We start from the raw sequence: 12,644 nt of genomic DNA, 5'->3' as shown, positions 1-12,644 counted from the left end.
GAATCTGACAGCTGAAGACAGCGATCCTTATCGATTGTCCCATCTGAAAGAGAGAACTGCGCACAAACAGACCAACGGGGCTCATTACCGCCATGGAATACTCAAACAATAAAAAACCGCCGATCGCATTGGCAGATCGACGGTTTCGTGCTGAATAGTGTCAGCGAAGCAGTGACGCTAAGCTGTTATTCCCATTCGATTGTGCCTGGTGGCTTTGAAGTTACGTCATAGACCACGCGATTGATGCCGCGGACTTCGTTGATGATACGCGTCGCAGCGCGACCGAGGAATTCCATATCATAGTGATAGAAATCCGCTGTCATGCCGTCTACGGAGGTGACAGCACGCAGGGCGCAGACAAATTCGTACGTCCGTCCGTCGCCCATGACACCAACGGTTTGGACCGGCAGCAGAACGGCAAATGCCTGCCAGATGGCGTCATAAAGGCCAGCTTTGCGAATTTCGTCGAGATAGATGGCATCTGCTTCGCGCAGGATGTCGAGCTTCTCGCGCGTAATGCCGCCGGGGCAACGAATAGCAAGGCCGGGACCCGGGAACGGGTGACGGCCAATAAAGCTGTCCGGCAATCCAAGTTCACGGCCAAGCACGCGCACTTCATCCTTGAACAGTTCACGCAGAGGCTCGACCAGCTGCATGTTCATACGTTCAGGCAGACCACCCACATTGTGGTGCGACTTAATGGTAACGGATGGGCCACCAGTGAAGGAGACACTTTCAATGACGTCAGGATAAAGAGTGCCCTGACCCAGGAAATCTGCCCCACCGAGCTTTTTGGCTTCGTCTTCGAAGGTTTCGATGAACAGGCGACCAATAATCTTGCGTTTGGTCTCCGGGTCGCTGACGCCTTCAAGCTCGCCAACAAAACGGTCAACAGCATCAACGTGAATGAGATGCAGGTTGTAATGTTCCTTGAACATGGCAACCACATTGGCCGCTTCGTCCTTGCGCATCAGGCCGTGGTCAACGAGGATACAGGTGAGCTGGTCACCAACCGCCTCATGGATGAGCAATGCAGCAACTGAGCTGTCTACGCCGCCGGAGAGGGCACAGATAACGCGTTTGTCGCCAACCTGGTCGCGAATGGCCTGCACGGCCTTCGCGCGGTATGCGGACATGGACCAATCGCCCTTGATGCCGGCAACCTTGTGAACAAAGTTGGCGATCAGCTTCGCGCCATCCGGCGTATGCACCACTTCCGGGTGGAACTGGACAGCGTAATATTTTTTCTTTTCATTTGCGATGAAGGCAAACGGCGCATTAGCCGACGTTGCGACAACCTCGAAACCTTCAGGCAGTGCCGTTACGCGGTCGCCGTGGCTCATCCAGACCTGATGACGAGAGCCAACAGACCACACGCCGTCAAACAGCGCACAGTCCTTGTCGATTTCCAGGAAGGCACGGCCGAACTCGCGGTGATGACCACTTTCGACCTTGCCACCCAGCTGCATGCACATGGTCTGCTGGCCGTAGCAGATACCGAATACCGGCACACCGCTGTCAAACAGAACCGGCGCTGCGCGAGGGCTGCCATCGTCCAGTGTCGAAGCCGGGCTACCGGAAAGGATGACCGCCTTGGGCTGCAAACGCTTGAAGCCATCTTCAGCCGATTGGAAAGGGACGATTTCGCAATAGACGCCGGTTTCACGGACGCGGCGCGCAATGAGCTGCGTGACCTGGCTGCCGAAATCGATGATGAGAACGCTGTCGGGATGTGCTGTGTTTTCCATGGCGAGCCTTTAAAGAAATCCTGTGGATTAGGCAACTGTCAGATTGCCCAAACAGCAGAATTTCTGCGGCCGCGCAACGGTTCAGAAGGCAATTTGGCGCTGCTCAATTGCCGATATCACCCGGTCGATGGCATCTGCCAGTTTCTCATCAATGATATGCAGATACTCCGTCCAGTCATTGACGTGATGCAGTTCCGCCTTGCCATCCGAAATGCCGCGCAACCCGATCATGGGCACACCAAAATACTGGCAGGAGCGCAGCACCGCAAAACTTTCCATCTCCACCATGTCGGCGTCAATGGCGTTATAGGTGGAGCCGGACACGATATTGCCACCTGTCGAAAGACGCGCGCCTTCAATTCCGGGAATGAAAAATGGCAGTGGAACTTCGGCTGGCAGATCAAGAAAAGGCGTGCGGCCTTTTTCAAAACCAAGCGGCGACGCATCCATGTCACGGTAGGAAACGGAAGTGGCTTGATAAACTCCGGTCTGTTCCAGCGTACGCGACCCGGCCGAGCCGAGCGAAACGACCAGATGAGGCAGTTTCCCGGTTGTCTTGAGAAGAGATAAGGCTGCCGTCAATGATACGGCGGCTTCAACGGGGCCGACGCCAATCATCAGCGGCGTTATACGGGCTTTCAGGTGGGGGCCATATTCGGCCTCCGCCGCCATGGCAAAAAGGATCGATTTACCCGAGACATCAAGAAGCTGAAAATCCATGTGGCTATACCTTTGAGACATACTGAAAGGTCATCATTTAGCCGATGGTAAAGCGGTTGCCTAGTTTGGCAATTCATCCGGATTTATCGAATAGCACGACAATTTGTAAGTATATTGTTAACCAGTGTGTTGGTCGTAAATCATATTAAAATATACTTCGCCGTATTTTCTGGGGCGATATGTATTTCAGTCAGTATTGAAGTGGCTCGATTTGGCGGATGGTGCTGATGCGATAAGCATGCAAGTCCCTCAACCGGGCGAGACATATGCCTCGCCACATAACGGACTGAAAACGCTATATTAGAGCTGAACTTTGTCGAAAGTGGCGGCATCGATGCCGAGAGCTTCGAGATCAGATTTTGCTGGCTTGCGGTGAGCGCGGACAGCGGCCGAAACCGATGCAGCGGCACCAAAGATAGCGATTGTCTGACCAATGAAATTACGCGAATTCTTTGCGATCATACGCATTTTTACTCTCCTTTTCTTGTACGCCATAATAATGGGCATCAGAGAGACTGTTTACAATCGATGATATAGCAGGCAAGCCATGCAGAAATGTTTGATCTTGCGCAAAGCCTGCTCGTGAAATTTGCATGGTGGCCAGAATTTGTTATGGCTTGTCATCTATTTGATGAAGAACACGGGAAGCCGATGACAGTCACCATATATGGCATCAAGAATTGCGACACGATGAAGAAGGCGCGCTCCTGGTTGGAGGCACATAACATCGATTATCGTTTTCACGATTACAAAGCCGAAGGGATTGATCGTGCCCATCTGGAGGCATGGTGCGACAAGGCTGGTTGGGAAACGGTTCTCAATCGTGCTGGAACGACCTTCAAAAAGCTGGACGACGTTTCAAAAGCAGATCTCACGCAAGACAAGGCGATCGCTCTGATGCTTGAACAACCCTCAATGATCAAACGTCCGGTTCTGGAAGGGCCTGCTTCATTGACGGTGGGTTTCAAACCGGAGATTTATGAGAGACTGTTTTCCGCTTAAGTGAGATATCATGTCCAAGACCACGCGAGCCACACAGGTCCTCAGCCAGACCAAGGTTGCATTTTCGGTTGTAACCTATGATTACGATCCGGGTGCTGACCGGATCGGGCTGCAGGCTGCCGAGGCCATTGGTGAACCACCGCACCGTGTTCTAAAAACCCTGATGGCTGAACTGGACGGCAAACCGGTATGTGTGGTTGTGCCGTCGGACAAGGAGGTCAGCATGAAAAAACTGGCCGCGGCTTTTGGCGGAAAATCTGCCCAGATGATGAAGCCGGCGGAAGCCGAGCGCGTCACCGGTTATCATGTCGGCGGTATCAGTCCTTTCGGTCAGAAGAAAAAAGTGCCAACCGCTATTGAACAGCAGGCGCTGACTGAGGACCACGTCTATATCAATGGCGGACAGCGTGGCCTTCAGGTGCGCTTGTCTCCTCGAGACGCTGTCTCGGTTTTGGGTGCTATCGTTGCGCCAATCGTGGCGGAGTGATCACTGCCGCCTTGCGACCCGACGCGTCACCTTTTTTACTTCCATGACTGTGGCGTTTCATATTTGGTGCGACATGCAAGGCATGCCGAATTTTCGCCCGCAATGGTTCCCAAGTTGAGCAGCAGGCTTTAAGAATTCAGTTCTGCGTTCCATGCTGGCAACAAAGTTAAAGGTACATCATGACACCCTCATCCCCATCGTCCATTGATCCAGTCAAACTCGAAAAGCTGGCGGAAGTTGCCGTCAAGGTGGGGCTGCAGTTGCAGAAGGATCAGGATCTGGTCATCACCGCTCCACTCGCCGCCCTGCCTTTGGTGCGTTTGCTGACAAAACATGCCTATATGGCTGGCAGTGGATTGGTGACGACTTTCTATTCCGATGAGGAAACCACGCTCGCCCGGTATCGCCATGCAAGCGATGGCAATTTCGACAAGGCGTCGGGCTGGTTGTATGAAGGCATGGCAAAAGCCTATGCCAATGGCGCTGCACGTCTGGCGATCGCCGGTGACAACCCGATGCTGCTCTCGACTGAAGATCCGACAAAGGTCGCGCGGGCCAACAAGGCAAACTCCATGGCGTACAAGCCAGCGCTGGAGAAGATTTCCAACTTCGATATCAACTGGAACATCATTTCTTATCCCAACCCGTCCTGGGCAAAGCTGGTATTTCCTGATGTGCCGGAGGATGAGGCTGTCCGGAAACTGGCTGAAGCGATTTTTGCCGCCTCACGCGTTGATGTGGCTGATCCGGTTGCTGCTTGGGCTGACCACAATGCCAATCTTGCCAAACGGTCCAAGTGGTTGAACGGCGAACGTTTTGCGGCCCTGCACTTCACCGGTCCTGGCACTGACGTGACAATCGGTCTTGCGGATGGCCACGAATGGCATGGTGGCGCATCCACGGCGAAGAATGGTGTGACCTGCAACCCGAACATTCCAACCGAAGAAGTTTTCACAACGCCGCATGCGCTGCGTGTTGACGGTTATGTATCCAGCACGAAACCCCTGTCACATCAGGGAACGCTGATCGACAATATCCAGGTGAAATTTGAAGCGGGCCGGATCGTCGAAGCCAAGGCAAGCAAGGGTGAAGAGGTTCTGAACAAGGTATTGGACACTGACGAGGGGGCGCGCCGCCTTGGCGAAGTGGCTCTGGTGCCGCATTCCTCACCGATTTCGGCCAGCGGCATCCTGTTTTACAATACGCTGTTTGATGAGAATGCCTCGTGCCACATCGCGCTCGGCCAGTGCTATTCAAAGTGTTTCCTTGATGGCGCATCGCTCAGCCAGGAGCAGATCAAGGCACAGGGCGGCAACTCCAGCCTCATTCACATTGACTGGATGATCGGTTCCGACAAGGTCGATATCGATGGTGTTCGGGCAGACGGTACGAAGGTACCTGTGATGCGCAAGGGCGAGTGGGCCTGATAAACATCGCTCCGACAAATGATGCGAAGCGTCCGTTTAACGTGTTTTACACGGAAAAACGGACGCTTTTGTGCTTCAAACTGGCTTCACGGCCTTTGGTGCAATCGCCACTGGTTTGCGGGTTGATGTCGCGAGCCAGACGCTGCCAAGCACCATGATAAAGCCGGCAATCTGGATCGGTGCCAGGCTTTGGCCAAGCGCCAGCCAGCCAAGCAACGTTGCGACGATCGGGCTGAGAAAACCGAGCGACGCTGCTGCGGATGGTTCGATGCGGGACAGTCCGCGAAACCACAGAAGATAGGTCAGCGCCGCGCCGATAAGGCCAAGATATGACATTCCGACAATATTTGCCGTGTTTGGCACTGGCAAAACTGGTTCCAACAGCAGTGCAATGGGAACCAGAAGTAAACCACCTGCGGTCAATTGCCAGGCAGTGAAGGTCAGGTTGGAAACTGGCGGTTGCCAGCGCCGGGTCAACACTGTGCCAAAGGCCATGGACACCGCACCGGCAAATCCCGCAACAATGCCGATGGGGTCAAGTGCTGCTTTCGGTGTCAGGACCAGCAGGGCGACACCTGCCACGCCGAGCAGACCGCCGAGAATTGCCGCGAGCCGAATTGGCGTTCCAAGAAAGACCCGTGACAGGGCAATCACGATCAGTGGCTGCACCGCGCCCACCGTTGCCGCGACGCCTCCGGGAAGGCGGTATGCGGAAACGAACAGCATCGCCCAGAAAAACGAGAAGTTGAGACTGCCAAGAACAAGGCTGCGCGCCCACCAGATGCCATGTGGCAGTTTTCGAACCACAAGCAGCAAAAGCAGGCCAGCGGGAAGCGCCCGCAACATGGCAACGGTTAATGGGTAGCCGTGCGGCAGGAACGACGTGGTGACGAAATAGGTGCTGCCCCAGATCGCTGGTGCAATGGCCGTCGCTAAAACATCGGTCGTGTATCGGAAATTTCGCATCATTAAACAATCTCTACATCAAGATAAATTTAGGATCGATGCATTTTATCTTGATGTCAAGATATTTTTTGGCCAAGCGGCTTGTCTGGGGCTTAGAGATCGAATGCCCGGACGATATTTCACCGGCTTCGCGGACTATATGGCATTGTGAAACCTGTTAGACGGCGATTCTCTGCATAACTTTTCCCTAAAATAGGCTACGATTTGGCGAATTATGCCGTAACGTGACCTTGCGCATGTCAGTGAACTCTTGTACGCAATAATCCATAAACCTGTAGTACAGGTTGGAGGAGAAATGTTTACAGAGGTTTCGCAGGACCTTGGCCTAGTCAGTGGTGCCATCAGCGCCATCACCCGCCATATCAGAGAGAATGAATTGGCTCCGGGTGAAAAGTTGCCAAGCGAAATGACGCTGTCGCAACAGCTTGGTGTGTCGCGCACCGTTGTACGTGAGGCATTCCGGTCGCTGTCCGCCATGCGTCTGATTGATATGAGCCCAGGCAAGCGCGCAACCGTTGCCACGCTTGATCATGGTGCCATGTCGCTGATGTTCGAACACGGCATTCACACCGAACAGATCAATATTCAGCAGATTTACGATGTTCGTCGCACCATTGAGGTACGGACGGTGACGCTGGCTGCGCTGCGCCGCACCGACAGCGAAGCGCTGGACATTCTGCACCATGCCAACCAGATGGAAGTGGATTTTGGCCACAATGAAAAGGTCATGGAACACGACCTCGCTTTCCATCTTGCCGTTGCAAAAGCCTCTAAAAATCCGGTGTTTGAGCTCATTCTGGGTGCCTTCCAGAATGTCACGCGGCAGACATGGCCGATTGGCTGGAAAAGCCGCACATCGGACGAACAGCGCCATGCGGCAGGTCAGCTTCACATTGCCATTGGGCAGGCGATCGCAGCGGGCGATCCGCAGATCGCCGCCACGTTGATGGCGAAACATTTCGACGAGAGCGTGCACGCCCTCATCGCAGCAGGAATAGCATAATCTGTCTTACGTGGTTCGGGAGCGGCTGATTGTTCCCTGAACCGCTTTCCAGGAGGAAATCCATGAAAATTACGAAACTTGAAACCGTCCGCGTCGCGGAACGGGCGAACCTTCTATGGGTATTGGTCCACACGGATGAGGGGATCACCGGTCTGGGTGAAACCTTCTACGGTGCTGAAACCGTCGAAGCCTATGTGCATGAATATATTGCACCCCGCGTGATCGGACGTAATCCGCTGGAGATCGATCTGCTGGCGCAGGATCTGGTCGGTTACCTCGGTTTCCGGTCCTCCGGTGCAGAAGTGCGCGGAAACTCGGCTTTTGACATCGCGCTCTGGGATATTTTCGGCAAGGTGACGAACCAGCCGATTGCCCAGCTGCTTGGCGGTTTCAGCCGCAAGGAAATCCGCACCTACAACACATGTGCAGGCACGGAATATATCAAGAAGGCGACCGGCCAGCAGACCGGCAATTACGGCCTCTCCGGCGGCAAGGAATATGACGATCTCAACGGCTTCCTGCACAATGCCGATGAGCTGGCGCATTCACTGCTGGAAGAAGGCATCACGGCCATGAAAATCTGGCCGTTTGACGCGGCTGCCGAAAAGACCCGTGGTCAATATATCTCCATGCCGGATCTGAAAAGCGCACTGGTGCCGTTTGAAAAGATCCGCAAGGCCGTTGGCGACAAGATGGACATCATGGTGGAGTTCCACTCCATGTGGCAGCTTCTGCCAGCCATGCAGATTGCCAAGGCGCTGGAGCCCTACAACACCTTCTGGCACGAAGACCCGATTAAGATGGACAGCCTGTCCAGCCTTGCACGTTATGCAGCCGTATCGCCGGCGCCAATTTCGGCGTCTGAAACTCTGGGTTCGCGCTGGGCGTTCCGTGACCTCTTGGAAACCGGTGCTGCAGGCGTGATGATGCTGGATATCAGCTGGTGTGGTGGTCTTTCCGAAGCACGCAAGATCGCCTCCATGGCGGAAGCCTGGCACCTGCCGGTCGCGCCACATGACTGCACCGGTCCGGTCGTCTTGTGCGCCTCGACCCACCTTTCGCTCAATGCACCAAATGCGTTGGTGCAGGAAAGTGTGCGTGCCTTCTACAAGACATGGTACCGCGATCTGGTGACAGCGCTGCCTGAGGTGAAAAACGGCATGATCACCGTGCCGCCCGGTGCCGGCCTCGGCATGGAACTGCATCCGGACATCGAAAAGGCCTTTACCGTGAGCCGCCGTTTCTCGGATGCCAATTCGATCTAACCCGATACCTCATCGCACAAAGCTGGTCGCCAGCTTTGTGCGATGGTCTTTAAAACAGGCTGCCCTGATCTGTGGGGTTTGATGATGCGGGTTTTGCCGGCTTCTTTTTCGGCGCCGCCGCTTCTGCGGGAGAGGCTGCCCCTGTCTCATCCGTGGTGACGGCTGAGACACGACCATCTGCAAACTCCATTGACACAAACATGCCGCTGCTGATGGCTTCGGCGCGCGTCAATGTCCGGTGTTCCTCATCGCGAATGTCAGCATAACCGCGTTACAGAACATTTTTATAAGACAGCGATTGTAGAATTCGCTCATGGGCCGCCAGTCCGGAACGGTTCTGCGCCATGCGGTGCAGAACCGCTGTGTCGGCGCGCCGCGAAATACCGGATACCCGTTCTTTTTGGCGTTCAACCTGCCCCAGCAGCCGCACAGGCAAGGCGCGTAGGGCGGAATCAAACGACGATACGCGAGCGGTAGCCTGCAAAAGTCGACGTTCGACAATGCGATCTGCCCGCTGCATACGCTCGGCCAGCGTCTGACGCTGCACTTGCAGACGGTGAACCAACATGTCCAACCGCAAACCCGAGGCGATACGCTCAAAGCCGCGCCGCTTGTTCAGCGTGTTCAGTTCCAGCCCGCGTCCAAGTCCGCTGGCCGCCTCATCAAAGCGACGACGGGGCAGGGCCAGAAGCTGATCAAGCGATGGCAACGCCCGAACCAGTGCCCGCAGACCCTGGCGGCGATTGTCCATCTGTCGTGTTGTGGAGCCAGAAAGCCGCGCTGCGAGGCCTGCAAGCTGTGCCTCAAGATCAGCGCGAACCGGCACGGCCATTTCTGCTGCACCGGTCGGGGTCGGTGCGCGAACGTCGGCCGCATGGTCAATCAGCGTCCAGTCCGTCTCGTGACCAACGGCTGAGATCAATGGAATATCGCTGTCGGCGGCAGCACGAACGACGATTTCGTCGTTAAAACTCCATAGGTCTTCAAGACTTCCGCCTCCGCGTGCCACGATCAGCACGTCAGGTCTGGCAATTGCGCTGCCGGGGGCGATTGCATTAAACCCACGAATGGCGTTTGCCACCTCCTCGCCGGAACCTTCGCCTTGTACCTTGACCGGCCAAACGATGACATGCACGGGAAAACGATCGGCAATGCGGTGCAGGATATCGCGGATCACTGCCCCGGTCGGAGAGGTGACCACACCGATCACTTTGGGCATGTAGGGCAAAAGCTGTTTACGGCCCTGATCGAACAGCCCCTCGGCGGCAAGCCTGCGACGGCGCTCTTCCAGAAGCGCCATCAGCGCGCCGGCACCAGCCGGTTCGAGGTTTTCAATAACGATCTGATATTTCGAAGAGCCGGGGAAGGTGGTGATCTTGCCGGTGGCAATGACCTCCATACCTTCTTCAGGGCGGAATTTAAGCCTGCCGAAATTGCCCTTCCAGATGACCGCGTCAATTCGAGCCTTGTCGTCCTTCAAAGCGAAATAGGCATGCCCCGAGGAATGGGGGCCGCGATAACCTGAAATTTCGCCCCGTACCCGGACATGATCGAATGCGGTCTCAACCGTGCGCTTGATGGAGCCCGAGAGCTCCGAGACTGAAAACTCGGTGAGATTGGTCGCAGAATCGGTCTGAAAAAAATCGCTCATTCCCGTTTCTAACCAAAGATGACCGCTTTGTGAACGTTTATGGAGAGATTGTAACGTGACGATTAAGGGCAGTGAAACCATAACCCTACAAAGGGTTGAAACCTGCTTGCCTCCATGACCTATCGCAATGTTTCTTTAGGATATCCGGGCCATTTTGAGGCCAGTTAACGTCGCACAGGAGGCGGAAATATGATCTTTTTGACCGCCATGGTTTTGGGCATGACAGCCGTTATGCTTCGCTCGGCATTTTGCGTGATCCTCATCTGTTTGATGATGGCTGGTACCTTTGCCGCTGCAGCTTTTGTTTCAGCCGGCCCTGTCGCGTTCATGCCGCTTGTCATCGCCGTAGCCGGATACAATACGGGCATTATCAGCCTGCTTTGCGGCATGCTGCTGGTTCACAGACTGCGCGCCGCTTAAAGCCACCGAATTCCCCCTGATCTATCCAGTCTTTACGGGCGAACCCTGTAAAGCTGGAAACCGGATGCTTCATCTGCAGGCAATGCCTCTAGATAATCAGGAACCTCGCCACGGTTGAGCGCGGCATAAAGCCCGTTTGGCGCCGTTCGGATGAGGTTCTCCGTTCCGGCATCGCTGGGGCAAAAGGCAACAATCCCGACATCAGCGCCATGCAGAAAGGCCTCCGCTTCATCTGGCGATGAAAGGCCGATGTGTATTTCCGCCAGCATGCCACCCTGATTGCGATGATAGGGTGCGCTGAGCACACGGTGTTGCGTAAAGCGCAAAATCGAGGCGCCGCTGTCAACCGGTGCGGCCACGACCGTTGAGGGCAGGGCTGCCAACTGCGCGATATCCGATCTGGTAGAGCAGGAAACATTCACTCCGAGAGCCGCTACATTTTTGCCGCTGATGGCATTCCAGCCAGTCACTGACCATGACGCTGCCAAAGCCCAGACCAGTGGCGTTGAAATGGCAAATACCGCGAGATAGATGAGGCCGGTCTTGCCCGCGGGCTGGCTGGTTGCCCGTAAACGCAACTGTGCAACGGTGTGCGCCAGAACCGGAATGGCAATAAGACTGCTGAAGACTGCACCGCGGATCTGGATAAGCGAAATGCCCCAGCATATGGCAAGCAACAGAAGCAACATCGCATGAGGAGCAGCTTTCTGTCCTTTGGCAACGCGGTAAAGGCAAATGCCTATGGCAAGCAGGCCCGGTGCATAAAAGGCACCAAGCCCTTCCGGTTCGATCCGTGCCTGCGCAACGATACTGCGTGCCTCACCCACATTGTTCAGCCATAACTTGACGAGCAGCGGGTCGAGATTGGCTAGCGGGCTTTGCAGGCATTGAGGGGCCAGAACGGATGCCGTGCTGAGAATGGCAACGCCATTGATCGCCAGAAGTGCGAAGCGTCTTGTCCTGGAAAGAGACGATGCGGCGCTAGCCGACAGAAACAGCAACGTTCCACCGATTGCCGACAGGCCGTAAAAACCGAGCGAAAGACTGTCGCAGGTCACCAGTGAATAGGATGACGGTGGAACGGTCAGAAAGAACAGGGCTGAAATGGTCAGCGTCAGAGACAGGCCAAAGGCTTTGGCGGCAGCGCGAAACTCCTCACCAATGATGCCCCAGCACAAGGTGACGGCAAGAGCCGTGGCGGCTATCAATGGCGTCGTTTCGGCGCCAATTGCGATGGCAAAGGCTGCACAGGCACCGGCCACCGCGTAGTTTGACGCCCGATGTTTTGGATCAAGCAGCATGGCGACAATCACCATAGTCAGTACGAGCTGCACATTGTGATGGTCAATAGCACCGGGATAAAAGCGGCTGCTGCCATAAGCGAGCATCGAGGCCATCAACATGCTGATATGCATGGTGGCTTCTCCGCCCATGCGTCGGCCGGCAAGGGCGGCAGCAGCAAGAAGAGGAAACAGCAGCGAAAGGGGCCAGATCGCAAGCGCCAACCGCTCGGCATTTTCACTGGACAGGAAAAGCCCGAAAAACCCGATGAGAGCGCCGATGGGCACGTCGATGACACGCGACCAGTGCATCAGTGTACCGCCGGTCAGGCCAAGCCGGTACTGCATCAGGTCAAACCATCCCTGACCGGCAAGCAGGTCGCGGACTTCGACGAGACGCATCGTGTCGTCATTGTCCAGGCCGACATAATCGGTCGCGACAAACAGATTGCCGAAGAATATGATGCCAGCCGTGACGACGAAATAAGCCAGCACAGCAAGCCAGACACGATCATCGGGAAGGGTATCGCCATGTATCCCTGTCAGATTTGCCCTACGTGTTTGCATCGAAAGTCCTGACAGGGTCTCGTCCGTCATGCTGTGATTTTCCGTATGTATTTACTCGTCTCTTCAACCTAGATTTAACCTTCTCAAGAAATAGTAAAACGGGCTGGT

General features: G+C 55.2%; 11 protein-coding genes and 1 pseudogene. 6 read left to right on the top strand and 6 right to left on the bottom strand.

Features of this window, described 5'->3' with window-relative positions; genetic code table 11:
* Positions 1-185 precede the first annotated feature (185 nt).
* The 3 genes from guaA to RT613_RS12210 form a co-directional block, all read right to left on the bottom strand.
* Positions 186-1,748 carry a glutamine-hydrolyzing GMP synthase gene (gene guaA / locus RT613_RS12220; RefSeq protein WP_313615668.1) on the bottom strand — a complete coding sequence of 521 codons (1,563 nt, stop codon included), beginning with the start codon at positions 1,746-1,748 and terminating at the stop codon, positions 186-188.
* A gap of 81 nt (positions 1,749-1,829) precedes the next feature.
* A complete protein-coding gene (locus RT613_RS12215; protein WP_313615667.1) occupies positions 1,830-2,468 on the bottom strand; it encodes a 5'-methylthioadenosine/S-adenosylhomocysteine nucleosidase in 639 nt (212 codons plus the stop codon).
* 300 nt (positions 2,469-2,768) lie between these two features.
* A complete protein-coding gene (locus tag RT613_RS12210) occupies positions 2,769-2,936 on the bottom strand; it encodes a hypothetical protein (RefSeq protein ID WP_313615666.1) in 168 nt (55 codons plus the stop codon).
* 183 nt (positions 2,937-3,119) lie between these two features.
* On the opposite strand from RT613_RS12210, the gene RT613_RS12205 reads away from it, so the two are divergent.
* The 3 genes from RT613_RS12205 (at position 3,120) to RT613_RS12195 (ending at position 5,384) form a co-directional block, all read left to right on the top strand.
* Complete coding sequence (locus RT613_RS12205; protein ID WP_313615685.1) at positions 3,120-3,470, top strand: ArsC family reductase; 351 nt, start codon at positions 3,120-3,122, stop codon at positions 3,468-3,470.
* 10 nt (positions 3,471-3,480) lie between these two features.
* On the top strand, positions 3,481-3,957 hold the full coding sequence (ybaK, locus tag RT613_RS12200) for a Cys-tRNA(Pro) deacylase (RefSeq protein ID WP_313615664.1): 477 nt from the start codon (positions 3,481-3,483) through the stop codon (positions 3,955-3,957).
* Positions 3,958-4,136: 179 nt separating this feature from the next.
* The gene (locus RT613_RS12195; protein WP_313615662.1) at positions 4,137-5,384 is read left to right on the top strand and encodes an aminopeptidase; all 1,248 of its coding nucleotides are present in this window, start codon (positions 4,137-4,139) and stop codon (positions 5,382-5,384) included.
* Positions 5,385-5,459: 75 nt separating this feature from the next.
* On the opposite strand, the gene RT613_RS12190 is transcribed toward RT613_RS12195, so the two are convergent.
* Positions 5,460-6,353, bottom strand: a complete 894-nt coding sequence (locus RT613_RS12190; protein ID WP_313615660.1) for an EamA family transporter — start codon at positions 6,351-6,353, stop codon at positions 5,460-5,462.
* Between the two features lie 292 nt (positions 6,354-6,645).
* Here RT613_RS12190 and RT613_RS12185 point away from each other — a divergent pair, with 292 nt between their 5' ends.
* On the top strand, positions 6,646-7,353 hold the full coding sequence (locus RT613_RS12185) for a FadR/GntR family transcriptional regulator (protein ID WP_313615658.1): 708 nt from the start codon (positions 6,646-6,648) through the stop codon (positions 7,351-7,353).
* 62 nt (positions 7,354-7,415) lie between these two features.
* Positions 7,416-8,618: a mandelate racemase/muconate lactonizing enzyme family protein gene (locus tag RT613_RS12180; RefSeq protein ID WP_313615657.1), complete on the top strand. Its 1,203-nt coding sequence runs from the start codon at positions 7,416-7,418 to the stop codon at positions 8,616-8,618.
* 49 nt (positions 8,619-8,667) lie between these two features.
* On the opposite strand, the pseudogene xseA reads toward RT613_RS12180, so the two are convergent.
* Positions 8,668-10,269: pseudogene (xseA, locus tag RT613_RS12175) on the bottom strand (exodeoxyribonuclease VII large subunit).
* A gap of 189 nt (positions 10,270-10,458) precedes the next feature.
* Between xseA and RT613_RS12170 the strand changes: the two are divergent.
* A complete protein-coding gene (locus RT613_RS12170) occupies positions 10,459-10,689 on the top strand; it encodes a hypothetical protein (RefSeq protein WP_313615655.1) in 231 nt (76 codons plus the stop codon).
* A 32-nt stretch (positions 10,690-10,721) separates the two neighbouring features.
* Here the strand turns inward: RT613_RS12170 and RT613_RS12165 are convergent, their stop codons facing one another.
* Positions 10,722-12,566 (bottom strand): hypothetical protein, encoded by a 1,845-nt coding sequence (locus RT613_RS12165; RefSeq protein WP_313615653.1) that lies wholly within the window; start codon positions 12,564-12,566, stop codon positions 10,722-10,724.
* Between the last annotated feature and the right edge of the window lie 78 nt (positions 12,567-12,644).

Source organism: Agrobacterium sp., assembly GCF_032092815.1.
In the GTDB taxonomy this organism is placed as follows: domain Bacteria; phylum Pseudomonadota; class Alphaproteobacteria; order Rhizobiales; family Rhizobiaceae; genus Agrobacterium.
This window is presented reverse-complemented; position numbering and strand designations above follow the sequence as displayed.

Coding starts and splice junctions, on each gene's coding strand:
- RT613_RS12180 (WP_313615657.1), top strand. CDS start 7,416: ATGAAAATTACGAAACTTGAAACCGTCCGCGTCGCGGAACGGGCGAAC.
- RT613_RS12165 (WP_313615653.1), bottom strand. CDS start 12,566: ATGACGGACGAGACCCTGTCAGGACTTTCGATGCAAACACGTAGGGCA.
- RT613_RS12185 (WP_313615658.1), top strand. CDS start 6,646: ATGTTTACAGAGGTTTCGCAGGACCTTGGCCTAGTCAGTGGTGCCATC.
- ybaK (WP_313615664.1), top strand. CDS start 3,481: ATGTCCAAGACCACGCGAGCCACACAGGTCCTCAGCCAGACCAAGGTT.
- guaA (WP_313615668.1), bottom strand. CDS start 1,748: ATGGAAAACACAGCACATCCCGACAGCGTTCTCATCATCGATTTCGGC.
- RT613_RS12210 (WP_313615666.1), bottom strand. CDS start 2,936: ATGCGTATGATCGCAAAGAATTCGCGTAATTTCATTGGTCAGACAATC.
- RT613_RS12215 (WP_313615667.1), bottom strand. CDS start 2,468: ATGGATTTTCAGCTTCTTGATGTCTCGGGTAAATCGATCCTTTTTGCC.
- RT613_RS12195 (WP_313615662.1), top strand. CDS start 4,137: ATGACACCCTCATCCCCATCGTCCATTGATCCAGTCAAACTCGAAAAG.
- RT613_RS12170 (WP_313615655.1), top strand. CDS start 10,459: ATGATCTTTTTGACCGCCATGGTTTTGGGCATGACAGCCGTTATGCTT.
- RT613_RS12205 (WP_313615685.1), top strand. CDS start 3,120: ATGACAGTCACCATATATGGCATCAAGAATTGCGACACGATGAAGAAG.
- RT613_RS12190 (WP_313615660.1), bottom strand. CDS start 6,353: ATGATGCGAAATTTCCGATACACGACCGATGTTTTAGCGACGGCCATT.